General features: G+C 66.2%; 24 protein-coding genes and 1 pseudogene. 9 read left to right on the plus strand and 16 right to left on the minus strand.

Features of this window, described 5'->3' with window-relative positions:
- Together JOF57_RS15255 and JOF57_RS15260 are read left to right on the plus strand one after the other, a co-directional pair.
- The gene (locus tag JOF57_RS15255) at window positions 1–1455 is read left to right on the plus strand and encodes a protein adenylyltransferase SelO (protein WP_209917790.1); all 1455 of its coding nucleotides are present in this window, start codon (window positions 1–3) and stop codon (window positions 1453–1455) included.
- A gap of 39 nt (window positions 1456–1494) precedes the next feature.
- On the plus strand, window positions 1495–2184 hold the full coding sequence (locus JOF57_RS15260) for a dienelactone hydrolase family protein (protein WP_234938516.1): 690 nt from the start codon (window positions 1495–1497) through the stop codon (window positions 2182–2184).
- Here JOF57_RS15260 and JOF57_RS15265 read toward each other — a convergent pair.
- The 5 genes from JOF57_RS15265 to rplS form a co-directional block, all read right to left on the minus strand.
- Entirely contained in the window at window positions 2171–3373 is a 1203-nt protein-coding gene (locus tag JOF57_RS15265; RefSeq protein ID WP_209923380.1) for an amidohydrolase, read from the minus strand. The two genes, JOF57_RS15260 and JOF57_RS15265, sit on opposite strands and share 14 nt — an antisense overlap.
- Window positions 3374–3441: 68 nt before the next feature.
- Window positions 3442–3747 (minus strand): DUF2469 domain-containing protein, encoded by a 306-nt coding sequence (locus JOF57_RS15270; RefSeq protein WP_003881082.1) that lies wholly within the window; start codon window positions 3745–3747, stop codon window positions 3442–3444.
- Window positions 3744–4502, minus strand: a complete 759-nt coding sequence (locus JOF57_RS15275) for a ribonuclease HII (protein ID WP_209923383.1) — start codon at window positions 4500–4502, stop codon at window positions 3744–3746. Before JOF57_RS15275 ends, JOF57_RS15270 begins: the two co-directional genes overlap by 4 nt.
- A gap of 22 nt (window positions 4503–4524) precedes the next feature.
- Window positions 4525–5388: a signal peptidase I gene (lepB, locus tag JOF57_RS15280; protein WP_209917794.1), complete on the minus strand. Its 864-nt coding sequence runs from the start codon at window positions 5386–5388 to the stop codon at window positions 4525–4527.
- A 67-nt stretch (window positions 5389–5455) separates the two neighbouring features.
- Window positions 5456–5797 carry a 50S ribosomal protein L19 gene (gene rplS, locus JOF57_RS15285; RefSeq protein WP_029111328.1) on the minus strand — a complete coding sequence of 114 codons (342 nt, stop codon included), beginning with the start codon at window positions 5795–5797 and terminating at the stop codon, window positions 5456–5458.
- Between the two features lie 324 nt (window positions 5798–6121).
- On the opposite strand from rplS, the gene JOF57_RS15290 reads away from it, so the two are divergent.
- The gene (locus JOF57_RS15290) at window positions 6122–7078 is read left to right on the plus strand and encodes a serine hydrolase (RefSeq protein WP_209917796.1); all 957 of its coding nucleotides are present in this window, start codon (window positions 6122–6124) and stop codon (window positions 7076–7078) included.
- On the opposite strand, the gene trmD is transcribed toward JOF57_RS15290, so the two are convergent.
- The 5 genes from trmD to JOF57_RS15315 form a co-directional block, all read right to left on the minus strand.
- Window positions 7075–7758: a tRNA (guanosine(37)-N1)-methyltransferase TrmD gene (gene trmD / locus JOF57_RS15295; protein ID WP_209917798.1), complete on the minus strand. Its 684-nt coding sequence runs from the start codon at window positions 7756–7758 to the stop codon at window positions 7075–7077. The two genes, JOF57_RS15290 and trmD, sit on opposite strands and share 4 nt — an antisense overlap.
- Window positions 7759–7771: 13 nt before the next feature.
- Window positions 7772–8299 (minus strand): ribosome maturation factor RimM, encoded by a 528-nt coding sequence (gene rimM / locus JOF57_RS15300; RefSeq protein ID WP_209917800.1) that lies wholly within the window; start codon window positions 8297–8299, stop codon window positions 7772–7774.
- Between the two features lie 10 nt (window positions 8300–8309).
- On the minus strand, window positions 8310–8552 hold the full coding sequence (locus JOF57_RS15305; protein WP_166904110.1) for an RNA-binding protein: 243 nt from the start codon (window positions 8550–8552) through the stop codon (window positions 8310–8312).
- A gap of 8 nt (window positions 8553–8560) precedes the next feature.
- Window positions 8561–9037, minus strand: a complete 477-nt coding sequence (gene rpsP / locus JOF57_RS15310) for a 30S ribosomal protein S16 (RefSeq protein ID WP_209917802.1) — start codon at window positions 9035–9037, stop codon at window positions 8561–8563.
- 178 nt (window positions 9038–9215) lie between these two features.
- Window positions 9216–9635, minus strand: coding sequence for a nuclear transport factor 2 family protein (locus tag JOF57_RS15315; RefSeq protein ID WP_209923385.1), 420 nt, complete (start codon window positions 9633–9635; stop codon window positions 9216–9218).
- Window positions 9636–9703: 68 nt separating this feature from the next.
- On the opposite strand from JOF57_RS15315, the pseudogene JOF57_RS15320 reads away from it, so the two are divergent.
- The 5 genes and pseudogenes from JOF57_RS15320 to JOF57_RS15340 all read left to right on the plus strand — a co-directional run.
- Window positions 9704–9952 (plus strand): annotated as a pseudogene (locus JOF57_RS15320) (IS200/IS605 family transposase); the annotation flags it as partial.
- A gap of 3 nt (window positions 9953–9955) precedes the next feature.
- Window positions 9956–11206 (plus strand): RNA-guided endonuclease InsQ/TnpB family protein, encoded by a 1251-nt coding sequence (locus JOF57_RS15325; protein ID WP_209917804.1) that lies wholly within the window; start codon window positions 9956–9958, stop codon window positions 11204–11206.
- Between the two features lie 68 nt (window positions 11207–11274).
- Window positions 11275–12177 carry a D-alanyl-D-alanine carboxypeptidase family protein gene (locus tag JOF57_RS15330; RefSeq protein ID WP_209917806.1) on the plus strand — a complete coding sequence of 301 codons (903 nt, stop codon included), beginning with the start codon at window positions 11275–11277 and terminating at the stop codon, window positions 12175–12177.
- Window positions 12178–12264: 87 nt separating this feature from the next.
- Window positions 12265–13092 (plus strand): D-alanyl-D-alanine carboxypeptidase, encoded by an 828-nt coding sequence (locus JOF57_RS15335; protein WP_209917808.1) that lies wholly within the window; start codon window positions 12265–12267, stop codon window positions 13090–13092.
- Window positions 13093–13181: 89 nt separating this feature from the next.
- Window positions 13182–14744 (plus strand): diflavin oxidoreductase, encoded by a 1563-nt coding sequence (locus JOF57_RS15340; protein WP_209917810.1) that lies wholly within the window; start codon window positions 13182–13184, stop codon window positions 14742–14744.
- A gap of 82 nt (window positions 14745–14826) precedes the next feature.
- On the opposite strand, the gene JOF57_RS15345 is transcribed toward JOF57_RS15340, so the two are convergent.
- From JOF57_RS15345 to ftsY, 6 genes are all read right to left on the minus strand, one after another.
- A complete protein-coding gene (locus JOF57_RS15345; protein WP_209917812.1) occupies window positions 14827–15954 on the minus strand; it encodes a metal-dependent hydrolase family protein in 1128 nt (375 codons plus the stop codon).
- 4 nt (window positions 15955–15958) lie between these two features.
- Entirely contained in the window at window positions 15959–17518 is a 1560-nt protein-coding gene (gene ffh / locus JOF57_RS15350) for a signal recognition particle protein (RefSeq protein WP_209917814.1), read from the minus strand.
- An 80-nt stretch (window positions 17519–17598) separates the two neighbouring features.
- Window positions 17599–20109: a [protein-PII] uridylyltransferase gene (locus JOF57_RS15355; RefSeq protein WP_209917816.1), complete on the minus strand. Its 2511-nt coding sequence runs from the start codon at window positions 20107–20109 to the stop codon at window positions 17599–17601.
- 83 nt (window positions 20110–20192) lie between these two features.
- A complete protein-coding gene (locus tag JOF57_RS15360; RefSeq protein ID WP_163662545.1) occupies window positions 20193–20531 on the minus strand; it encodes a P-II family nitrogen regulator in 339 nt (112 codons plus the stop codon).
- 6 nt (window positions 20532–20537) lie between these two features.
- Window positions 20538–21842: an ammonium transporter gene (locus tag JOF57_RS15365; protein WP_209923386.1), complete on the minus strand. Its 1305-nt coding sequence runs from the start codon at window positions 21840–21842 to the stop codon at window positions 20538–20540.
- 231 nt (window positions 21843–22073) lie between these two features.
- A complete protein-coding gene (gene ftsY, locus JOF57_RS15370) occupies window positions 22074–23411 on the minus strand; it encodes a signal recognition particle-docking protein FtsY (RefSeq protein ID WP_209917818.1) in 1338 nt (445 codons plus the stop codon).
- Between the two features lie 414 nt (window positions 23412–23825).
- Here ftsY and JOF57_RS15375 point away from each other — a divergent pair, with 414 nt between their 5' ends.
- On the plus strand, window positions 23826–25388 hold the full coding sequence (locus JOF57_RS15375) for a PE-PPE domain-containing protein (protein WP_209917820.1): 1563 nt from the start codon (window positions 23826–23828) through the stop codon (window positions 25386–25388).
- Window positions 25389–25410 lie beyond the last annotated feature (22 nt).

The raw sequence follows: 25410 nt of genomic DNA on the forward strand, positions 1-25410 counted from the left end.
GTGAGCGTCGCACCGGATACCGCAGTCGAACTGGACAACCGCTTCGCCCGCGCCCTTCCCGAGATGGCCGTCGCGTGGCAGGCCGAACCCGCCCCCGCACTGCGATTGCTCGTGCTCAACGAGGCGTTGGCGGCCGAACTCGGCCTTGACGCCTCCTGGCTGCGCAGCCCCGACGGCCTCGGTCTCTTGTCGGGCACCGTCGTTCCCGACGGCGCCACGCCGGTGGCGCAGGCCTATGCCGGGCACCAATTCGGCGGCTACGTCCCGCGTCTCGGCGACGGACGCGCACTGCTGCTCGGCGAACTCGTCGGGCCCGGCGACCGTCTGCGCGATCTACACCTCAAAGGATCTGGCCGCACCCCATTCGCCCGGGGCGGTGACGGCCTCGCCGTCGTCGGACCCATGCTGCGCGAGTACATCGTGAGCGAGGCGATGCACGCCATGGGCATTCCCACCACCCGCTCACTGGCCGTGGTGGCCACCGGACGTGCAGTCCGGCGCGAGACATCACTGCCCGGGGCGGTGCTGGCCAGGATCGCCGGCAGTCACCTGCGGGTCGGCAGCTTCCAATACGCGAGCGCGCAGGCCCAGACCGCCGGCGACATCACGCTGCTGCGCCGGCTCGCCGACCACGCCATCGCACGACACCATCCCGACGCGGCGAATGCGGAGAACCCGTACCTGGCGTTGTACGAGGGCGTCGTCGCGGCGCAGGCGTCGCTGCTGGCGCAATGGATGCTCGTCGGGTTCATCCACGGCGTGATGAACACCGACAACATGACCATCTCCGGTGAGACCATCGACTACGGGCCGTGCGCCTTCATGGAAACCTTCGATCCCGCAACGGTATTCAGCTCGATCGATCACGGCGGTCGCTACGCCTACGGCAATCAGCCCACGGTGGCTGCGTGGAACCTGGCCCGCTTCGCCGAAACCCTGCTACCCCTACTCGCCGACGAGGGCGACCACGCCGTCGAGCTGGCCACCCGGGCACTGCACGAGTTCGGCCCCCAATTCGACGCCGCATGGTCGGCCGGGATGCGCGCCAAGCTCGGGCTGCCCACCGAGGTCGATGATGAGGCGGCCCGTGCCCTGATGGATGACCTACTTGTGCTGTTGCAGCAGAACCGAACTGACTACACGTCATTCTTTCGCGACCTCAGCCGTGCCGCGCGCGGAGAAAACCGGATCGCCGCCGGATTCGACGAGTGGCTGGAGCGGTGGCAAGCCTTCGGCCCTGACGCCGCTGCGATGGACCGGGTGAATCCCGTCTACATCCCCCGCAATCATCTCGTCGAGGAGGCGTTGGCCGCGGCGACCGCCGATGATCTGCAGCCCCTCCAGGAACTCATGAGCGCCCTCGCGGAACCCTACGATGAGCGCCCCGGGCTCGAGCGGTATGCCGCACCGGCGCCCGACGACTTCGGTGCCTACCGCACGTTCTGCGGAACCTGACGACTAGCCGCTACCGTGGGTCGGGTGACGACGATCACCATGAACACACCGACCGGCCCGATCGACGCTCTACTCAGCCTCCCCGGTGGCGAAGGACCGCGGCCAGGGGTGGTGATCATCCACGACGCGATCGGCTACGCACCCGACAACGAGGCGATCTCCGAACGCGTCGCGGCGGCCGGCTATCTCGCGCTCACGCCGAATCTCTACGCACGCGGAGGTCGGGCCAGGTGCATCACCCGGGTGATGCGGGAACTGCTGACACAGCGCGGCCGGGCACTGGACGACATCCTGGCCGCACGCGATCACCTGCGTGCGCACCCGCAGTGCACCGGGACGGTCGGCATCGCAGGTTTCTGTATGGGCGGACAGTTTGCGCTTGTACTTGGCCCCAAAGGGTTTGGCGCGTCAGCACCGTTCTACGGCACTCCGCTGCCGCGTCGGCTCGACCAGACCCTGGACGCCTCATGCCCGGTCGTGGCGAGCTTCGGCCGCCGCGATCCGCTAGGTATCGGTGCCGCCGGCCGGTTGCAGCGCGTCGTCGACGACAAGTTCATCCCGTCCGACATCAAGGTCTACTCCGAGGCCGGGCACAGCTTCGCCAATCAACTTCCGGGCCAGTCGTTTCTGCGCATCACCGGCTTCGGCTACAACGAGGCGGCCACCGCCGATGCCTGGTCGCGGGTGTTCGCGTTCTTCGACGAGCACCTGGCGGCTAAAGCCAACTGAGTCCGGCCACCACCAGCGCCTGCGTACCGGTGTCCAGGGTCGGCTGCAGTACCGGGGCGAACCGCGGTGAATGGTTCACCGGGATGTCCGCTCCCACGCGATCGGCGGCCACTGCCGCGCGGAAAACCTGCTCGTCGAGCCCACCGATACCCCAGTAGGTGTACGGCGCACCCAGAGCGACAGGGATGTCACTGAAGTCCTCACTGCCCGCGCCGGCCGGCATCGTCTGCACCCGGTCGCCGAAGTACCCGTGGAAAGCGGCCTCGACCCGGGCCGTCACCGCATCGTCGTTGACGGTCGGTGGAAAGTGGTCGTACAACTCGAATTCCGGCTCCCGTGGCGAATCGGATGCCTGGCATTCGGCGATGACGATGCGCCGGATCGCCGCGAGCATCGCAGCCCGCACCGAGTCATCGAAGGTGCGCAGATTGAGTTCGAGTACCGCGTGGTCGCCGATAACGTTGCTCTTGGCCCCGGCCTGGATGCTGCCCACGGTCAGCACGACCGTCTCACTCGGCGCCACCTCACGCGACACGATCGTCTGCAAGCGGATGACGATCATCGACGCCAACACCACCGGGTCCACTGTGACCTGCGGCATCGACCCGTGCCCGCCCCGGCCGAAGACCGTGACCCGCAGGCTGTCGGCCGCAGACATCACCGCACCGCTGCGGATACTCACCTGCCCGCCGGGCGTGGGAAACACGTGCTGGGCCAACGCCACATCGACCTTGCCGACGATATCGACCAGACCGTCGTCGGCCATGCCGCGGGCTCCGTCGCCGACCTCCTCGGCCGGCTGGAAAACCGCAATCACGGTGCCGCGCCAGTGATCCGTCGCCTGGGCGAACAATTCGACCGCCCCCAACAGACACGTCACGTGCACATCGTGGCCGCAGGCGTGCATCACGCCGGGCGTGGCGCTCGCATACGGCAGACCCGTCGCTTCGGCCACCGGCAGGGCGTCCATATCCGCGCGCAACAGGACCCGGGGACCGTCGCCGTTACCCAAGACCGCGACCACACCGGTTCCACCGACACCTTCATGGACGGTCAGACCGGACTCCCGCAGACGCGCGGCGACCACACCGGCAGTGCGCTTTTCCTGATGCGAAAGTTCGGGATTCTCGTGCAGGTCCCGGTAGAGCGGCTCCTGCCATGTGCGGACCTCGGGCAGGCGCATCAGCACCGCGTCGGCGCGACGGCGAATATCGTCCCCGGTACTGATCGTCGCCACCGCTCGCCCCCTACCCGCTGTTACTCCGGCAACCGCAATTCAGGCTTTTCGACCTCTTCGATGTTCACGTCCTTGAACGTGATGACGCGCACCTGCTTGACGAACCGGGCCGGACGGTACATGTCCCACACCCAGGCATCGGCGAGCCTCAACTCGAAATAGACCTCGCCCTCGGAGTTACGCGGTATCAGCTCGACACTGTTGGCCAGGTAGAACCGACGCTCGGTCTCGACGACGTAGCTGAACTGCCCGACGATGTCCTTGTATTCGCGGTAAAGCGAGAGCTCCATCTCGGTTTCATACTTCTCGAGATCCTCGGCGCTCATCTGGTGTGCTGTCCTTCTCGTAGTGCTGATGCCTTGTCGATCATCTTTGCGTACGCCACTTCAGCATGCCGCATTGGTGCCACCTCCCGCCGCACGTCTGTCATCTCTGCGGCCCGCCGCACGTTCACATACGAGTAGCGGTGCTCCGCACACGGACCCAACTCCGTCAACGCCGCGGAGTGCGCTGCCGTGCTGTACCCCTTGTGCTCGGCGAACCCGTAGCCAGGATGCTGTTGTTCCATCTCGACCATCAACCGATCCCGGCTGACCTTGGCCAGCACGCTGGCCGCTGCGATACAGGCGGCCGCGGCGTCTCCCCCGATCACCGGCAAGGAAGGCACCGCCAAGCCCGGAACCCGGAAGCCGTCGGACAAGACGTATCCGGGACGCAGCGACAGCCCCGCCACCGCACGCCGCATGCCCTCGATATTGGCCACGTGCACACCGAGGCGGTCCACCTCCTCGGACGGAATGAACACCACGTGGTAAGCCAGCGCATAACGGCGAATCAGGGGAAACAGCCGCTCCCGCTCCCGCTCGACCAGCTTCTTGGAATCGTCGAGGGAGGCCAGGCTGTCCATCCGGTTGGGGCCCAGCACGCAGGCCGCCACCACCAGAGGTCCCGCACACGCGCCGCGCCCCACCTCGTCCACGCCGGCAACCGGGCCCAGACCGTTGCGATACAGCGCTGATTCCAGGGTGCGTAGTCCGGATGACCTCCGGATCACCGTGCGAGGCGGCCACGACGTCTTCACCGCTGGAGGCACAGGGCAGCTCCTAGGAGTCGGTCTGCGGGTTCACGCCGTTGATACCGCCCCATCGGGACGGCGGCCAGGCGATGAACCGTGCCTTTCCGATCACATTCTCCACCGGAACCGTGCCGGCCACCGGATCACCGGTGCACAACAGGCCATTTTGCACGTCGGTGGGCAGATTGCTGCAGTGGTACCGCGAGTCGGCCGAATGGGTCCGGTTGTCGCCCATCACCCACACCCGGTCCGGCGGGACGGTGACCGGACCGAACTCAGGGCCGAGACACGGATAGACGCCTGGGTCGGCCATCATGGTGGCCGGGTCCAGATACGGCTCGTTGAGCTGTTTACCGTCGACTGTCAGACCGGTGTCGGCACGGCATTGCACCGTTTGACCGCCCACTGCGATGACGCGCTTGACGAGGTCGTTCTCATCCGGTGGGACAAAACCCACGAATGAAAGCGCATTCTGCACCCAGCGGATCGCGGTGTTGTCCGAACGGATCGACTTGTAGCCGACGTTCCACGACGGCGGGCCCTTGAACACCACGACATCGCCGGGTTCCGGTTGGGAGAACCGGAAGGTCACCTTGTCGACCATGATCCGGTCACCCACGCAACCGGGGCAACCGTGCAACGTCGGCTCCATCGATTCCGACGGAATCAGATACGGACGCGCAATGAACGTCAGCGTCACGTAATAGAGCACCAATGCGATGGTCGCCAAAACGGCGATTTCGCGGGCCGTGGAATGCTTGCGCTCGGGCTTCGCGTCCTGCGATTCGTCCTCGGACGCGTCGCGAGACTGCTCTGACTCAGAGTCGAGGCCCGAACCGGAATCGAAGCTACCCTCCGAACGCGTGTCGGCAGGCTCGGCGGGTCCGGTCACAGGCACCACAGTAGCGGGCGTCGTGACCGGTCCCGCGACGAGAGCTTCGTCAGGAGGAGCAGCGCGCTCAGCGCTTTTCCTTGATCTTCGCCTTCTTGCCACGAAGCTCGCGCAGGTAGTAGAGCTTGGCACGACGCACGTCGCCACGGGTCACGACATCGAGGTGATCGATGTTGGGCGAATGCACCGGGAAGGTGCGCTCGACGCCGACGCCGTAGCTCTCCTTCCGCACGGTGAAGGTCTCGCGGATGCCACCGCCCTGGCGACGAATGACGACGCCCTTGAAGACCTGGATGCGCTCCTTGGAGCCCTCGATCACCTTCACGTGCACGTTGACGGTGTCGCCGGGGCTGAAGGTCGGGATGTCGTCGCGCAGCGACGCCTGATCGACGAAGTCCAGCGTGTTCATCGGTGACACTTCCTTGTTGTTGGCTGCTCCGGGCAGTCGCGTAAAGATCGCGCAGCCGAAGCTATTTTTCGGGTATATCGGGTTGCATCTCGCAGCGGACGCGGACAAGCCGGCCCAGTCCTGCGCAGACAACTGCTCAATTGTGCCAGACGGGTCCCCATACCGTGAAATCCGGCGGGTCGGTCCACCCGTTTGCCCCGACTTCTGCACCATACTGCGAGCACTACTAACTACGCGGGCCACGAGGCGAACGGTTAGGCTTCACCGACCGATGCCCCGGCCCTGCAGAGCCCATCGGGTTTCGTTGACGGTTCAAGGAGGACCATGCGAGGGCGGCCGTCAAAACTGACGATGGCGAGCGCGGCCGGCATGACCGCCGTGGTCGCGATGGCGGCGGTAACGGTCGGCTGCGAAGCCCGGGTGTACGGAACTCCCCCGGTTGCACCTGGTGCACCGCAACTGACCGTGGTCGTCCCCCAGGGCAGCTTGGCTCCCCTGCCCGAGGCCTCGCCCGGAGAACCCGCCGCCAGCTTCATGGGCCTCGGGGACCGCACGCAACAGGCGACCGAGGACGCTGCCGACGCCGGCGCCGAGATCACCGTGCTGGTCCTCGACCGCAACACCGGCCAGCTGGTCTCCAACGGAAACGGGACGACCATCGCCATCGCGTCGGTGGTCAAGTTGTTCATCGCCGACGATCTGCTGCTGCAGGAGGCCAGGGGCCAGACGGTCCTCAGCCCCGAGGACCGCGAGAACCTGGACGTGATGCTGCGGTCCTCCGACGACAGCGCCGCCGAGGTCTTCTGGTACCGCAGCGGCGGTAGCGCCATCGTCGACCGGGTGACTGCCCGCTACGGCCTGGGCTCGACGCGGCCACCCAGCGACGGGCGCTGGTGGAACACCATCAGCACCGCGGCCGACCTGGTGCGCTACTACGACATGATGATGAACGGCAGCGGCGGTCTGCCCGCTGAACAGGCCAACGTCATCCTGTCCAACCTGGCCCAGTCCACTCCGGACGCCATCGACGGCACGCAACCGGGCGGCACTTACCCTCAACGATTCGGCATCCCCGAAGGCCTCTACCGCGAGCCGGTCGCGATCAAGCAGGGCTGGATGTGCTGCATCGGCTCGGATTGGATGCACCTGTCGACCGGCGTGATCGGCTCCGACCGACGTTTCATCATGGTGATCGGTTCGCTGCAGCCCACCAACGCTGCGACCGCACGGGACACCATCACCGACGCCGTCAAGACGATGTTCCCCGGCGGCCGGATCTAGGACTCGTCGAGCAGGTCGGGCCTGCGCTCGCGGGTGCGCTGCACCGACTGTTCGTGGCGCCACGCCGCGAGCTTGGCGTGATCCCCGGACAGCAGCACGTCGGGTACATCCAGCCCACGCCAACTCTGCGGCCGGGTGTAGCTGGGCCCCTCCAGCAGGCCGTCGGAATGCGAATCTTGTTGGTGCGATGCGGGATTACCCAATACATCGGGCATCAACCGGACCACGGCCTCGATCATGACCAACGCGGCCGACTCGCCGCCGTTGAGGACGTAGTCGCCGATGGAAACCTCTTCGACCCGCATCCGGCGGGCCGCATCGTCGGCCACCCGCTGGTCGATCCCCTCGTACCGGCCGCACGCGAACACCAGGTGCGACTCCGCACTCCAGCGCTCGGCCACCGCCTGGGTGAACGGGCGCCCCGCCGGCGTCGGCACGACCAGAAGTGTTTCCTCAGAACATATTTCGTCGAGCGCCTCACCCCACACCGGCGCTTTCATGACCATCCCCGGACCACCGCCGTACGGTGAGTCGTCCACCGACCGGTGCACATCATGGGTCCAGTTCCGCAGGTCATGTACGGCAACAGAGAGTATTCCGGCGTCAATCGCCTTGCCCGGCAACGCCTGCCGGATCGGATCGAGATAGGCCGGGAAGATCGTGACGACATCAATGTGCACGGTTGCGCACCTTCTAGACCAGGTCCAGGTTCAGCAGACCGTCCGGCGGATCGATGACGACGGTTCCAGTCTCCCGGGACACCGACGTGACGATGGCGCCGACGAACGGGACAAGTATTTCGCGGTCATCGGCATCGGCCTTGATCGCCAACAGTTCTCCGGCCGCGGTGTGCAGTACCTCGCGGACGGCACCCACCGCGGTGCCGTCGACAGTGACTACCCGCAGGCCTTCGAGCTCGTGGTCGTAGAACTCGTCGGGATCGTCGATCGCGGGCAGGTCGGCGGTGTCGACGATGAACACCGTGCCACGCAGTGCGTCGGCCGCATTGCGGTCGGCGACACCGGCCAGGCGGATCAGCAGTCGACCAGCGTGATCACGCACGGATTCGATCGAGAACATGCGCTCGGCACCCCCTCTGGCGCGGCCCCGAAGGGCCACGCCAGGGGTGAATCGGGCATCGGGGTCGTCGGTCCTGACCTCGACCACAACCTCACCGGAAATGCCGTGAGCTTTGACAACCCGCCCGACAACCAGGTCCATTGATCCGACGCTACTGGTCGGTGTCCACCACGTCGACGCGGATCCCGCGCCCACCGATGCCGGCGACCAAGGTGCGCAGCGCGGTGGCGGTGCGACCGCTGCGGCCGATGACCTTGCCCAGGTCGTCGGGGTGCACGTGCACCTCGACGGTCCGGCCGCGGCGGCTGGTGACCATGTCGACGCGGACGTCGTCGGGATTGTCCACGATGCCGCGGACCAGGTGCTCGACGGCGTCGACCACGACAGAACTCACTGGGATACTCAGCTCTCGCTTGCGGCGTCGCCGGCAGCGGCCTCAGCCGCGGGCGCCTCAGCCTCGGTGGCCGCCTCGGCGGCTTCGTCCTTCTTGGGAGCCTTCTTCTTCTTGGGCGTGACGGCCGCAGCACCGGTGCCGCTCTCGGCCTCGGCCAGCGCCGCGTTGAACAGCTCCAGCTTGGACGGCTTGGGCTCCTTGACCTTCAGCGTGCCCTCGGCACCCGGCAGGCCCTTGAACTTCTGCCAGTCACCGGTGATCTTCAGCAGGGCCAGCACCGGCTCGGTGGGCTGGGCGCCGACACCCAGCCAGTACTGCGCGCGCTCCGAATCGATCTCGATCAGGCTCGGCTCTTCCTTGGGGTGGTAGCGACCGATGACCTCGATGGCGCGGCCTTCGCGGCGGGTGCGCGCGTCGGCGACAGAGATGCGGTACTGGGGGTTGCGGATCTTGCCAAGCCGGGTGAGCTTGATCTTGACAGCCATGTTTAAGCACTTCTCCTCGATGTCACGCTGCAATTCAGCGATGCGGGCGGAATTGCCCGATCCGGTTTTGCCTTACGTGTGTGACCGCCGCGCAGCGCATTGAACGAGTCGCCCGGCAGACAGCGTCCAATTGTGCCAGACCAGGCAGTACGGACCAAAATCGCGGGACGGAGGCGGCTCAGACGATCTTGTCGAAGCACTTGGTCTCGACGCGGCGGCTCATCCGCCAGCCCTCGGCGGTCCGGATGAACTCGTCCTCGTACCACAGGCCACAGAACAACACCTGCTGCTCCAGCCCGGGCAGCACCATGGGATTGAAGCAGATCGTGCGCGACGACGCCTTGTCCCCCTCGATGCGGACGTCGAAGTTGCCGAGCATGTGGGCGTAGGCCGGAAAGTTCGGCAGCACTTCGGCCAGCCACGCCTTGACCTCCGGGTACTGGCCGTCGATACCGCCCATCGCCCGGTAGTCGATGTAGGCGTCGGCGGTGAACACCGCATCGAGGTCATCGAATAGTCGACGGTCTATCGCCGTGGAGTAGTCGATCAACAATTGCTGGATCTCCAGACGGTCCGAAATCTCGGCCAGGCTCAACATGTCTCGATTCAACACGATGGGCAGGTTGTCGGGGGTGGGGGTTACGTTGCACTCGCACGCGAGTATCGCGTTCGGTTATCGCCGAGGCCACCGCAAGTGAAGGGGCGTGGTTGATCGAGATGGAGATCGTGCCTGATCACGTGCCTGTGTCGGTGAAGGCCATCAAGGGCCGCTTATCTCGTGTTGCGCGTGAGGAGTTCTCCTGGTTGAAGTCGCAGTTGCCGTCGTTGTGGACGAACTCGTACTTCGCCGCCACGGTGGGCGGTACTCCGTTGTCGGTCGTCAAACGCTATGTCGAGTCGCAGAAGGACCGCTGAGTCATGATGACGGGGCGGCGGTTTCGAGTCGAATTCACCGAGGACCAAGCCGAGTATGCCGAGCAGGTTGGGGCGGCTTGCCGGGCGGTGTGGAATACCGGCCTGGAGCAGCGCCGCGAGTATCGCCGGCATGGCAGGTGGATGAACTACGGCGCCCAGGCCCACGAACTTGCCGAAGCGAAATCCGAGCATCCGTGGCTCAAAGACGTTCCGGGGCACTGCCTGCAGCAGACGTTGATGGACCTGGACAAGGCGTGCCGCGCATATGGGACGTTTCGGGTGCGGTGGCGCGCGGGCCGCAGATGGTCGCCGTCGTTCCGGTTCCCCGAGGGCAACAAGATGGTGGCAGAGAAGCTCAATCGTCAGCACGCGCGGATCAAGTTGCCCAAGCTGGGCTGGGTGAAGTTCCGGGCTTCGCGCAGTCTGGACGCTGAAACCATCCGCTCGGTCACCCTTACCCGCAACAGCAGACACTGGTTCATCTCCGTGTTGGTCGACGACGGCTGGCAGGCCCCCGAGACCCACCGTGCGCCGGGCACGGCCGTCGGGGTAGACCGTGGCGTGGCCACGGCGATCGCGACCAGTACCGGCGAGCTTATCGACCGCCCGTTCACGACCGCCGGTGAGCGGCGGCGGGTGGTGACGTTGCAACGCAGGTTGTCGCGGTGCGCTAAGCGGTCGGCTAACCGGGACAAGATCCGGGCCGAACTGGCGGCGGTCCGGGCCCGGGAGCGGCACCGGCGTCTGGATTTTTGTGCTCAAACCGCCCACCAACTCACGACGGCGAACGCGGTGGTGGTGGTCGAAAACTTGAATACCAAGAATATGACCCGCTCGGCGAAAGGAACGCTGCAAGACCACGGACGCAATGTGGCTGCGAAATCCGCGCTCAACCGTGCCATCCTCGCCAAAGGATGGCATCAGTTCTCGTTGGCACTGTCCTCGTCGGCCCGTTACACCGGGACCACGGTGGTGCCGGTGCCGGCGGCATACACGTCGCAACGCTGCTCGAAATGTGGGCACGTGGACCCGAAATCCCGTGAGAGCCAAGCGGTATTCCGGTGCACCTCGTGCACACACCATGAGCACGCGGACGTCAACGCCGCCAAGAACATTCTGGCCGCAGGGCTTGCGGTCACTGCCTGTGAAGACCAACTCCGGCCTGCGGGCAAGGCGCGGTCACCGAAGCAGGAACCAGCAGGAAACCGCGAGGAATTACTGCTCCACACCCCCAACGCCGCTACCGCAGCATGAACGGGTTGGAATCCCCCGGCGTCAGCCGCGGGGAGGATCGTCAATCAACACGATTAGGCTGGCCCGCCATGGGGAGACTCGTTGGACTCGTTCCGGGTGCCGTCATCGCTGTGGCGACCGCGCTGATCCCGGTCGCGTCCCTGCTCGGCACCGCACCCCCGGCCAGAGCCGACATCGACGTGCAGCAGATCGGGTCCGCACCCATCCCGGACGGACCCGCGCAGGGCTGGGTCGTCGCCGACCTGGATACCGGACAGGTACTGGCCGCACGCAACGAGCACACCCGTTACGCACCGGCGAGCACGATCAAGACCCTGCTGGCCCAGGTGGTGCTCGACGAGGTGCCGCTGGACAGCACGATCGTGGCCGACGAAGCCGATACCCGGGTCGAGTGCAACTGCGCCGGCGTCGCACCCGGGCACACCTACACCGCGCGCCAACTGCTGGAGGCAGCGCTGCTGGCATCAGGAAATGACGCCGCCAACACCCTGGCCCGGATGGTCGGCGGGCCCGAGGCCGCCGTGAGCAAGATGAACGCCAAGGCGGTGGCGCTCGGGGCGAACAACACGAATGTCGCCACCCCGTCGGGGCTGGACGGGCCGGGGATGCCGTTCTGGTCGACACCGCACGACCTGGCGACCATCTTCCGTGGCGCCATGGCCAATCCGACCTTCGCGCAGATCACCACGATGCCCTCGACCACGTTCCCCAGCAAGACCGGCGACCGGGTCCTGGCCAATCAGGACGAGCTGTTGCATCGCTACCCCGGCGCCATCGGCGGCAAAACGGGTTTCACCGACATCGCCCGCAAGACGTTCGTCGGAGCCGCGCAGCGCGACGGCCGCCGTCTGGTGGTCACGATGATGTACGGACTGGTCAAAGAGGGTGGGCCGACCTACTGGGATCAAGCGGCAACCTTGTTCGACTGGGGCTTCGCCCAGGACCGCTCGGCCAGCATCGGGTCGCTCTAGGCCTGGCGGCCCGCACCGACGGTCCGATATCTGAAGGAAACCTGACCGTGCGCGCAGCGAGTCCAAAGTTGCGTAGCGTCGACGCTCGTGCGAAGACTGTTCGTGACGCTGGCGCTCGCCCTCGGTACGGCCCTGGCCGCCGCGAACATCTGGGCACCGCCGGCCGCCGCGCAGCCAGGTGTCCAGCCGGCAGGTGCGCAGATTCCCGATGGGCCCGCCAAGGCCTGGCTGGTCGCCGACATGGACACCGGCCAGGTGCTGGCGTCCAAGGATCCCAACGGCTCGTACGCCCCGGCCAGCACCATCAAGCCGCTGTTGGCGATGGTGGTACTCGATCACCTTCGACCCGACAATTTCGCGCGGGCCAACGAGTCCCACACCAAGGTCGAATGCTCGTGTGTCGGCCTCAAACCGGGCCAGCCCTACACCACCCGCCAACTGCTCGAAGCGCTGCTCATGGTGTCGGGCAATGATGCGGCGAACATGCTGGCCGACATGCTGGGTGGCCGGCCCGCGGCCGTCGCGGCGATGACCCGCAAGGCGGCCAGCGTCGGCGCCCGCAATACCCGGGCGTCCTCACCGTCCGGCCTCGACGGTCCCGGCTGGGAAACCGTCACCACACCGCACGACCTCGCGGTGATCCTGCGCGCGGCGCTGAACTACCCGCTGATCGCGCAGATCATGCGCCAGCCATCGGCCCAGTTCCCGGGCAAGACCCTGACCAACCAGAACGAGCTTCTCGCACGCTATCCCGGTGACATCGCCGGCAAGACCGGATACACCGACCTGGCCCGCAAGACGTATGTCGGTGCCGCCCAACGCGGCAACCGACGCCTGGTCGTGGTGCAGATGTACGGCACCGGCGATCTGTACGGTCAGGCGATCGATCTGTTCGACTACGGTTTCTCGCACTGACCATCGGCAGGGTCGTAAAGAGGTAGGGCCCCACCGGGACTCGCACCTAACTAAGGTAACCCTAAATTCTCGCGGAGTATCCGCGCACGATGAGGGGAGCCGATGTGTCCGAGCGTGAGTTCTCGCTGGTGGTCGCCTATGGCACCGACATGGGCAACGCCGAAGACGCTGCCATGTCGTTCGCCGAGGCCACCACCGCAGCCGGAATTCCCGCCGAGGCCGTCGAACTCAATCAGGTGGAACTCGGTCAGCTCAGTACCGCAACGCATTTCATCGCGGTCACCTCCACCTTCGGTGATGGCGAGTTCCCCGACACCGCCACGTTGTTCTGGGAGGCGCTCAGCGTCTCCACCGATCGGCTGGAGCACCTGAGCTTCGCAGTCCTGGCCCTGGGCGACACATCCTACGAATTGTTCTGCAACGCAGGCATACTCCTTGATGCCCGGCTGGAAGAGCTGGGCGCCACCAGGATCGCCGACCGGATAGACGTCGACGGATACTACGAGGAACCTGCCGCTGCGTGGACCACCGACCTCGTCAAACAGCTCACCGCGGTCCAGGCCGGCCCCGCGGCACCCGTCGCCGTCATAGAGACCGCCCCGGCCGATCCCCCACTTCGCACCCAGGAACGCAACCGCCCCTTCGGGGCCGCGCTGACCGTCAATCGGCTGCTCACCGCGACAGAATCCGACAAGGAGGTCCGCCACTACGAGCTCGACCTCACCGGCTCCGGGATCACCTACCTGGCCGGCGATTCACTGGCCGTCCACCCGACCAACGATCCCGACCTGGTGGCGGCGATCCTCGCCGAACTCAAGGTGGGCCCCGAACACCGGATCGCCGACACGGAGGAGACCTTGGGTGTCCTTCTGACCGAGCACCTGGAGATCCGGACGCCCTCGCGAGCGCTGCAGGAGTTGGCCGGTACCGCCGCCTACGGTCAGGATGTCCTCGATCTGATCAGGCGCACCGCTCTCACCGTCGACGAGGTCGTAGACACGTTGCGCCCGTTGCAATTCCGCGATTACTCGATCGCCTCCAGCCCGCTGGTACATCCCGATTGCATCCATCTGACCGCGGCTACGGTGCGCTACCCCGCCGCCGACCGCCACCACGGCGGCGTGGCCTCCACATATCTGGCCGGGCGCGCGCAGACGGTTCGGGTTCACCTGCGCCCCAACCATCATTTCCGCCTGCCTCCCGGCGATGTGCCGATCATCATGATCGGGCCGGGAACCGGTATCGCGCCGTTCCGGGCGTTCCTGCAGGAACGGCAGGCCGCCGCCGCGCCCGGTCGGTCCTGGCTGTTCTTCGGGGACCGGCGCCGGGCGACGGACTTCCTCTACGGTGACGAGCTGACGGGATTCGTCGAGTCGGGCACGCTGACCCGGCTGGACGTGGCCTTCTCCCGCGATCAGGATACGAAAGTGTATGTGCAGCAGCGCATGCGGGAGAACTCAGCCGAGTTGTTCGCGTGGCTACAGGACGGCGCATACCTCTACGTGTGCGGTGATGCCGACCGCATGGCCAGGGATGTCGACGCCACCCTGCACGAGATCATCGCCGAGAACGGCTCGATGGATGCCGACGCCGCGCACGCCTACGTCAATGACCTGATCAAAACCCACCGGTATCTGCGCGACGTGTACTGAGTTTTTCCCGCGAGCAGACACCTAGGTACCCGGAAACGCGCGTTTTGGGGTACCTAGGCGTCTGCTCGCCGGTGATGGTGAGTCAGAACACCCGGCCGCGCAGGATCACCAGGTCGGGGTGGCTGACCCCGCCGTGGCGCGGATCCTCGGTGTAGCAGACCAGGTCCGCCGATGTCCCGTGCTCCAGCGCAGGCCGGCCCAGCCACGCCCGCGCATCCCAACTGGCCGCCCCCAAGGCGGCGGTGGGGCTCATCCCGATGCCCTTGAGCGCCTCGATCTCGTCGGCGATACGACCGTGGGCGATCATGCCGCCGGCGTCGGTGCCCGCGAAAACCGGCACCCCGGCCTCGTAGGCCGCTCCCACCCGGCCGCGGCAGGACGCATAGAGATCGCGCATGTGCCTGGCGTACGACGGGTACTTGCCTGCCGCATCGGCGATGCCGGGGAAATTGTCGATGTTGATCAGGGTCGGCACCAGCGCCGTGCCGTGTTCGAGCATCAATTCGATGGTGTCGTCGGTGATCCCGGTGCCGTGCTCGATGCAGTCGATTCCGGCCTTGATCAGCCCCGGCAGCGCATCCTCGCCGAATACGTGCGCAGTGACCCGCGCGCCCTCGGCGTGGGCCGCGTCGATCGCGGCCTTGAGGATCTCGTCGGACCACAGCGGCGCCAGGTCCCCGATGCCACGGTCGATCCAGTCGCCGACCAGCTTCACCCAGCCGTCGCCCCACCGGGCCTGCTCGGCCACCGCGGCGGGCAGTTGCGACTCGTCCTCGATGTCGATCGGCAACCCCGGCGAATAGCGCTTGGGCCGGGCCAGATGCCGTCCGGCCCGGATGATGCGCGGCAGGTCCTCGCGGTCGTCGAAGCTGCGGGTGTCCACCGGCGATCCGGCGTCACGCAGCAGCAACGCACCAGCGTCCCGTTCGGTCTCCGCCTGGGTGACCGCCTCGTCGATGTCGACGGCACCACCCGGGCCCAGGCCGACATGGCAGTGCGCGTCGACCAGGCCGGGAATGATCCAGCCACCGTCAAAGACGGTCTCGGCCCCGGCCACCGGTTCGGCGGACAGCACTCCGCGCATCCCGCGCTCTTCGCGCAAGCGCTCATCGTGCGAACGCTCTTCACGCAAGCGCTCATCGACGATCCACCACTCGACGGGCTCGCCATCGGGTAGGCCGCGTCCCCGAAGGTGGAGCGCGTGGAGCACAGCGCTACTTCTGGCCCGGGAACTTCAGCTTCGACAGGTCGAAATCGGCCAGGCCGGGCGGCAATTCGTCCAGGCCCTTGGGCATGTTCGACAGGTCGGGGAAACCGGCGGGCATCCCGGCGCCGAACGGGTTCTTGGGCTGGGTGGGGCCGCGACCCTTGCCTTTGCCTTTACCGGCCTGCTTGTTCTTGCCCTTGGCGGCCTTGCGCGGCGCGTTCTTGCGGCCGAACGGCATGCCCATCTGGCCGGCCATCGACGACATCATCTTGCGGGCGTCGAAGAAGCGGTCCACGAGCGAGTTGACCTCGGACACCGCGACACCGGAGCCGTTGGCGATGCGCAGCCGGCGCGAGGCGTTGATGATCTTGGGATCGGCCCGCTCGGCCGGCGTCATGCCGCGGATGATGGCCTGCACCCGGTCCAGCTGCTTGTCATCGACCGCGGCCAGCGCGTCCTTCATCTGTCCGGCCCCGGGCAGCATGCCCAGCAGGTTTCCGATCGGGCCCATCTTGCGGATCGCCAGCATCTGCTCGAGGAAATCCTCCAGCGTCAGCTCTCCGGAGCCGATCTTGGCGGCGGCCTCCTCGGCCTTCTGCTGATCGAAGACCTGCTCGGCCTGCTCGATGAGGGTGAGCACGTCACCCATGCCCAGGATGCGGCTGGCCATCCGGTCGGGGTGGAAGACGTCGAAGTCTTCGAGCTTCTCCCCGGCGGAGGCGAACAGGATCGGCACACCGGTGATCTCACGGACCGACAAGGCCGCGCCGCCACGAGCGTCGCCGTCGAGCTTGGTCAGCACCACACCGGTGAAGCCGACGCCTTCGCGGAACGCCTCGGCGGTGGCGACGGCGTCCTGACCGATCATCGCGTCGAGCACGAACAGCACTTCGTCAGGGTTGACGGCGTCCCGGATGGCCGCGGCCTGACCCATCAGCTCGTCGTCGATACCCAGCCGGCCCGCGGTGTCGACGATGACGACGTCGTAGTGCTTGGCACGCGCCTCGGCCATACCGGCAGAGGCGACCGCCACCGGATCGCCGTGGCCACCGATCTCCAGGCCATCGGGCGAGGTGCCCGGGTGCGGGGCGAAGGTCGCCACACCGGCGCGCTCACCGACGATCTGCAGCTGGTTGACCGCACCGGGACGCTGCAGGTCACAAGCCACCAGCAACGGGCTATGGCCCAGGCCCTTGAGCCATTTCGCCAGCTTGCCGGCCAGCGTGGTCTTACCCGCACCTTGCAGACCGGCCAGCATGATCACCGTCGGCGGGTTCTTGGCGAAGGACAGCTGGCGGGTCTCACCGCCGAGGATGCCGATCAGTTCCTCGTTGACGATCTTGACCACCTGCTGCGCGGGATTCAGCGCACCGGAGACCTCGGCACCCTTGGCGCGATCCTTGATGCGCGCAACGAAGGCACGCACCACCGGCAGCGAGACGTCGGCCTCCAGCAAGGCCAACCGGATCTCGCGCGCGGTCGCGTCGATATCGGCGTCGGTCAACCGCCCCTTGCCGCGTAGGCCCTGCAGGGCTCCGGTCAACCGGTCAGACAGGCTCTCAAACACGTGGTAAGCCTAGCGGCCGACGAATTGGGGCGTGTCCTCGCGCCGCGGGCCGGACCTCATGGCATCCGCTGCCCAGCAGATCAGCCGGCGTGCTCAGCAGGCTTCGACGGTTTTGCCGGTGGCGGCGCGGGCAGGATCGCGAACATGTCGCGCTCCAGTTCCTCGCGTACCGCGGCCCGGCGCGCGTCGTCACCGGCCAGTGCCGGTGCGGTGATGCAGAAGACGTCGACCACCGAGGATCCCAGCGTGGTGACCTTCGCCCAGCCGACATCCACCCCGCCGCGCTCGAACACCGCGGTCAGCCGGGCCAACAGACCCGACCGGTCGATCGTGCGGATCTGGACGATCAGGTCTTCGGGAGACGGACCCGGCGACCACAGGATGCGGGGCGGGGCGGGCACATGGTTGGCCGGCACGGAGGCCAGGATCTCGCCGGCGCGGGTTGTCGGATGCTGGGCGGCCTCGTGGTCGCGGCGTTCCAGCGAGCCGATCACATCCAGTTCGCCGTCGAGCGCAAGGATGAACTGCTGGCGCAGCAATTCGGCCGGCGGTGGCGCACCGAAGTGCGGAGACACCGCGAACGTGTTGATCGCCGAACCTTCGTGGCTGTTGACCGACGCCGAGTGGACCCGCAGCGAGTTCAACGCCAGCACGCCGGCAGCCTTGGACAGCAGGCCGCGCCGATCCGCAGCGATCATCGTCACGTTGTAGAGGTGCGGACCGTCGCCCGCGGTGAGCTCGACATGCACGCCGCCATCGGCGGCCAAGTCCGTGAACCGCGGCTCGACCGGATCGGGCTGCGGCAGCGATTCCCCTGCCATCACCAACCGGCACCGTCGCACCAGGTCACCGATCAGGGATGACTTCCAGTCGCCCCACACCCCCGGTCCGGTGGCCAGCGAATCGGCCTCGGCCAGGACATGGAGCAACTCCAGCAGCACCATGTCCCCACCGAGGGCATCGACCACTGCGTCAATGGTCTTGGGGTCCTGGAGGTCTCGTCGCGTCGCAGTGTCAGGCAGCAGCAGGTGGTACCGGACGATCTTCGAGAGCACCTCGATGTCGGACGGCCACATGCCCAGCCGGGTGCCGATCTGGGTGGCCAACTCCGCACCGATCTCGCTGTGATCGCCGCCGCGGCCCTTGCCGATGTCGTGGCACAGCGCACCCAGCAGCAGTAGATCGGGACGCGACACCCGGGTTGTGAAAGCACTTGCCCGCGAGACAGTTTCGACCAGATGACGGTCAACTGTCCAGATGTGCACGACATCCCGCGGCGGCAGATCCCGTACTGCACCCCACTCCGGGAACAGCCGGCCCCACAGGCCGGTGCGGTCCAGAGCCTCGATGGTGGCGACCGTGGCGGGGCCCGACGCGAGCAACACCAGCAGGTCCTTGCAGGCTTGGCGCGGCCACGGTGTACGCAACTCCGGTGCGGTCTCGGCCAGCCTGCTCAGCGTGGACACCGCCATCGGCAGCCCGGTACTGGCCGACGCCGCGGCAACCCGCAAGATCAGCCCCGGATCGCGTTCCGGCCGCGCGTCACGGGCCAGGATCACCTCACCGGCGTATTCGATCACTCCTTCGTCGAGCGGGCGGCGCACCGGGCGACGCAGCGCAGCGAAACCCCGCCGTGGCAAGGCATTGGCGGCCGTACGGATACCGGAGTCGACGTAATAGCTGACCGTCCGGGCCGCATCCGACAGGGTGCGGGCCAGGTCGAATCGATCCCCGATCCGCAGAGCCGCGCCGATTTCGTCGGCATGCTGAGCCAGCAGTAGTTCCCGACCACGCCCCGAGGAGCGGTGCAGTTCGGTGCGCACATTCAGCAGGGACAGGTGGGCACCGCCGAGCGTTCCGGTCGGTGACGCCAGGGCCCGACTCGGATATACGTCGGCCAGTTGCGCTATCGCGAGCGCGTTGAGCAGTTGTACGTCCCGCAGACCGCCGCGGCCCGACTTCAGGTCAGGTTCGGCGCGGTGTGCGATCTGGCCACTGCGCTGCCAGCGCGCCTGCGCGTACTCGACGAGTTCGTCGAACCGCGAGGCGATTCCGATCCGCCACTGCCGGCGCGCCCCGCCGATCAGCAGCGCCGACAGATCGGCGTCGCCGGCCATATGACGGGCATCGAGCATGGCCAGGCCCACCGCGATGTCCTCGCCTGCGACCTTGAGGGCTTCAGGTACGGTGCGCACACTGTGGTCGATGCGGATATTGGCGTCCCACAAGGGATACCAGAGTTTTTCGGCCACCTCAGCGACCAGCTCGACCGGCATGTTGTCATGCAGCAACATGAGATCGAGGTCGGAGTACGGCAACATCTCGCCGCGGCCCAGGCCACCGGTGGCCACGATGGCGAACCCACTCGTGGCCGTGATCCCGATCTCGGTAGCCTTTGTGGTGAGCCAGAATTCGTGCAAGTCGAGTAACGCGTCCCGCAGCGCGGCCGCGTCGAGTTGACGGGATCCACCGGTGAGCAACTGCTGGGTGGCCGCCGCCAGATCGTTGGCCGGCCGCGGCGAGCCGGCCGGACCCTCCTGTCCGGAGGTGCCGGCCGGCTCGTGCGCGGATTGTGGCTGCTGGTCTGTCATTTGAATTCCTCCCCCGGCCGACTATCTGCCACCGTGCTTCCTGACCGGGGGACTCGGTCGTCTACCTCTACGACCGGCCGCGGCTACAGGGCGTCGGTGCCCCGTTCCCCGGTGCGGACGCGGACAACGGTGTCGACCGGGCTGACCCAGACTTTCCCGTCGCCGATCTTGCCGGTGCGGGCGGCCTGAACGATGACGTCCACGACCTTGTCGACAGCGGAGTCGTCGACGACGACCTCCACCCGGACCTTCGGCACGAAATCGACCGAGTACTCGGCACCGCGGTAGACCTCGGTGTGGCCCTTTTGCCGGCCGTAGCCCTGTACCTCGCTGACCGTCATCCCCAGGATGCCCGTCTGCTCCAGGCCGGTCTTGACATCCTCCAGCGTGAACGGCTTGACGATCGCAGTGATCAGCTTCATATTCCCTTATTCCTCCCCGCCGTGACGACCAAGAACAGAACCGGTTCCGACAGCGACGAAGTCGTAAGCGCTCTCAGCGTGCTCGGACTCGTCGATACCGGATGCCTCCTCTTCTTTGTCCAGGCGCAGGCCCACGGTGTATTTGACAATCAACGCCAAGATAGCGGTACCCACCGCCGAATAGAGCAGAACAGCACCTGCCCCGACCGCCTGTCGCCACAGCTGATCGAACCCGCCACCGTAGAACAGACCGGCAACACCGGCAGGTGCTTCCTTGGTCGCCACCAGGCCGACCAGCAACGTGCCGACGATTCCGCCGACCAGGTGGACGCCCACCACGTCGAGCGAATCATCGAAACCGAACTTGAACTTCAAGCCCACTGCCAGGGCGCACAGGACACCTGCGGTAGCACCAATCGCCAGCGCGCCCACAACATTCACCGATGAGCAGGACGGCGTGATGGCCACCAGTCCGGCAACGATGCCCGATGCCGCGCCCAACGAGGTGGCGTGTCCGTCACGGATCCGCTCGGTGAGCAGCCAGGCCAGCATCGCCGTGGCAGTTGCCACCGTGGTTGTGACGAAGGTCGAACCGGCAACTCCGTTGGCCGACACCGCAGAACCGGCGTTGAAGCCGTACCAGCCGAACCACAGCAGCCCGGCGCCGAGCATCACGAACGGGAGGTTGTGCGGGCGCATCGGCGTGCCGGGCCAACCGAGCCGCTTGCCGAGGATGATGGCCAGGACCAGGCCCGCGACACCCGCGTTGATGTGCACCGCGGTGCCACCGGCGAAGTCAATTGCCTTGAGCTGGTTCGCGATCCATCCACCTTGGTGAATTACGGTCTCCCCGTCGGAGCCCTTGACGTCGAAGTCGAAGACCCAGTGCGCGACCGGGAAGTAGACGAACGTCGCCCACAGCCCGGCAAACAGCAGCCAGCCGCCGAACTTGATGCGGTCGGCGACGGCACCGGAGATCAGGGCGACCGTGATGATCGCGAACATCAGCTGGAAGCCCACGAACACGGTGGCCGGGATCGTTCCGACCAGCGCGATGGGCGCATCGGCCGAGCCGTTCGCTCCGATCAGGCCCTTCAGGCCGAAGAACTGCCCGGGGTCGCCGATCACACCTGCAGTGTTGTCACCGAACGCAACCGAGTACCCGTACAACGCCCACAGGACCGTGATGACACCCATCGCGCTGATGCTCATCATGATCATGTTGAGGACGCCCTTGGCGCGCACCATGCCGCCGTAGAAGAAGGCCAGACCCGGTGTCATCAACAGCACGAGCGCGGCGGCGGCCAGCATCCATGCCGTGTCACCGGTGTCCGGCGCACCCAATATCGGGAATTGCTCCACTCGCAGTTTCCTCCTTCACCACGCCACGGCCGCACGGATTTACGGCTGTTGACCTGGTCAAGACAATGCTGAGTGGATGTTTCACCGACGACGCCGCCGCGTTTCGCTCGTGTGAACGGATGGGCAGGCTGCGTTTCGCCGGTGTTACGCCGTGCGTTTTCCTGGGTTTTCCGGACTTTTCTAGCCCAGCAGGGCGTCGACGAACGCGGCGGGTTCGAACGGTGCGAGGTCATCGGGCCCCTCACCGAGCCCGACGAGCTTGACCGGCACGCCGAGTTCCTGCTGAACCCGGAACACGATGCCGCCCTTGGCGGTGCCGTCCAGCTTGGTCAACACCACCCCGGTGATATCCACGACGTCGGCGAACACCTTGGCCTGCGGCAGGCTGTTCTGCCCGATGGTGGCATCGAGCACCAACAGCACTTCGTCGACGGTGGCGCGCTTCTCCACCACTCGTTTGACCTTGCCGAGCTCATCCATCAGTCCAGTCTTGGTGTGCAGGCGACCGGCGGTGTCGATCACGACGACATCGGCGCCGGCCTTGATGCCCTCGTCGACGGCATCGAACGCCACCGATGCGGGATCGGCACCTTCGGGCCCCCGCACCACCTCTGCGCCGACGCGCGCGGCCCAGGTCTGCAACTGGTCGGCGGCCGCGGCGCGGAACGTGTCGGCAGCGCCGAGGACGACGCGGCGACCGTCGGCCACGAGGACCCGCGCCAGCTTGCCCACCGTAGTGGTTTTGCCGGTGCCGTTCACGCCGACGACCAACAGCACCGACGGCTTGTCAGCATGCGGCAGCGCCTTGATCGAACGGTCCAGGTCGGGCCGCAGCTCCGACATCAGCACCTCGCGCAGCACTGCACGGGCGTCGGCCTCACTCCGCACACTCTTGCTGGCCATCCGCTCACGCAATGCCGCGACAATGGACTCGGTGATCACCGGGCCCAGGTCGGCGATCAGCAGGGTGTCCTCGATCGCCTCCCATGAGTCCTCGTCGAGATCGCCGCCGCCGAGCAGCCCGAGCATGCTGCGGCCCAACGCGTTCTGGGACTTGGCCAGACGGCCCCGCAGCCGGTCCATGCGCCCTTCGGCCGGGGCGATGTCCTCTACGGCAGCGGCAACAGCATCCGGTGCCTCGATCGGCTCGACGGCCACTTCCGACTCGACCGGTTCGACAGGCTTCTCCGGTGCGACCGGCTCAGCCGGTGGTTCCGGCAGTTGCACATCGGAGATGCCACGTTTGGGCGCGTCTCGCGGAATGGTGGCGTCGTCGCCGACCGCAGGCAGTCCGCTGGTGTCGATGCGCTCCGGCGTCGGCGTGTCCGACGTGCTGAACGTGATACCCGAGGAAGCCGTGTAACCGCCGGAGCGATCGATCGGTTTTGCGGCGTCCCGCTCCGACAGGCTGATCCGCCGCCGCCGGTACCGCACCAACCCCACGGTGATGGCGACGACGACGATAACGGCGACGACCGCGATAGCGATCCACAGACCCAACAACGCACCTTCTGTCACGCCGTCATTGTCGCAGGGCTGCCATCTGGGGATGACCGGCCCCGTTTCCCGGTGACCCCGCGGCCCGGCGGCGCAGACAGAGCGCATCGGACCCGATGTCAGAACATCGGCGCACCGGATTGCCCGAAACCGTGGTACATGACCGTACCGAGGCGGTATCTTTCATTCACCACACCACCGAACCTCTCACTTCACGCGCGCCGTAGATGTCATCTACGGATTAGCTGCGATGGTGGCTGATTTCTCTAAAAACAGTTGATTACCTGCAATAATTCTATTTTTGCCCCCAGTTTCTCCAATTCGCTGACAACAGGTGTTGCCGTAGTCCACGATCCCAAACGGGTCGGGAATGGCTTCAGCGTTCAGACGGCATGCGGTCCTTCCCATGGAATTTTCAGGAGAGGGCAGACAAGGATGCACATTCGTGCACTTCGAGGGGCAGCACTGACGCTGGTAGCCCTGGTCGGCACCGTCGGACTCGTTCTGACGGCGAGCATGACCACGTTGATTCAACTGGCGGCTACGGCACTCATCATGGGCGGAACCGGGATGAAGGGAGCGGTGGAACAGGCCTACATGGACGAAATGAACAAGACCTATCTGCACCTCACCCCCGAGGAGCTGTACGGCGTTGCGACACCGGAGGAGTTCTGGCCGGCGACCGGCTTCTCCGACATCAGCTTCGACACCTCGGTGGCTCGGGGGGTCCTGGCGCTGCACAACACGATCATGAATACCGTCGGCCACAAGATCGTGCTCAGCTATTCGCAGAGCGCGAACATCGCTACCCGGGAGAAGCGCAACCTCGAAGAACTGCGGTCCCAGGGTTACGCCGGAATACCTCAATGGGACGAGTTGTCGTTTGTCTTCCTGGCCAACCCGAATCGGCCGAACGGCGGAATCCTGGCCCGATTCCCCGGCCTGTACATCCCGATACTCGGTGTGACCTTCGACGGAGCCACCATCGATGACGGCTACCAGACGATCGATGTCGCGCGCCAGTACGACCTGATCTCCGACTTCCCCAAGTATCCGCTCAACCTTCTCGCCGACCTCAACGCCCTGATGGGCTACTTCCTGCTGCATCCGAACTACCGGTCAGACGTGATCGACCTGGACGACCCCTCCACCTACGAGTCCCATACCTCGGGCAACACCACCTACTACCTGGTGCACACCGAACACCTTCCGCTCCTTCAGCCGTTGCGCGACATCGGAATTCTGACGCCGGTGCTCGATCTGATCGAGCCGACCTTGCGGGTGCTGATCGAACTCGGCTATGACCGCACGCCGGAGAACATGGGAGTCCCGACCAGTGCCGGGCTGATGCCACACATCGATCTCGGCAAGCTCGCATCGGACCTGCACGCCGCAGCCAGGGAGGGTGTGCGCAATGCACTCGCCGGCCTGGGCATCACCACCGATCAGCACGCAGAAAGCGTTGCTGCACCGGACAAGTCGGACCCGGAGAAGGTGACGCTCGATACCCCGGTCACGGCCGGGCCGCAGTCGGAGCGCACCAGGTCTCAGCTGACCCGCATCCGCACCGCAATCGAGAACTCCGCCCTCGGCCAACGTGACACCGACACCTCCGTCAAGACCGACACCGTCGTCGAAACCGAAACCGAAACCGAGACCGAGACCGACACCGTCGCGGACACCACCGTCGACACCGTCGAGACCGACACCTCCGTCAAGACGACCACGACCACGACCACGACCACGACTGCACCGGAACAGAAATCGAAGCCTGAGCAAATCCGGCAGTCGCTGCGGCGGGCGCTGTCACCCGAGAAGGCATCCGACGAGCTGAAGGTCGATGCGTCAGGCGACAGCCCACGTCCGCCCCGCAAGGCCCACCGCCTCGACGGGCGCGACTCGACCCGGGCCACATCCGGACCCAAGGACGCGAGGAACGGCACCAGACAAGACAAGTCGCGCCGTCACCTCCGCGCTGGACACTCCGACGCGGCATAGGAGTGCACTTGGAGAGCGTGCA

The sequence above is a fragment of the Mycolicibacterium lutetiense genome (assembly GCF_017876775.1).
Taxonomy (GTDB): Bacteria; Actinomycetota; Actinomycetes; order Mycobacteriales; family Mycobacteriaceae; genus Mycobacterium; species Mycobacterium lutetiense.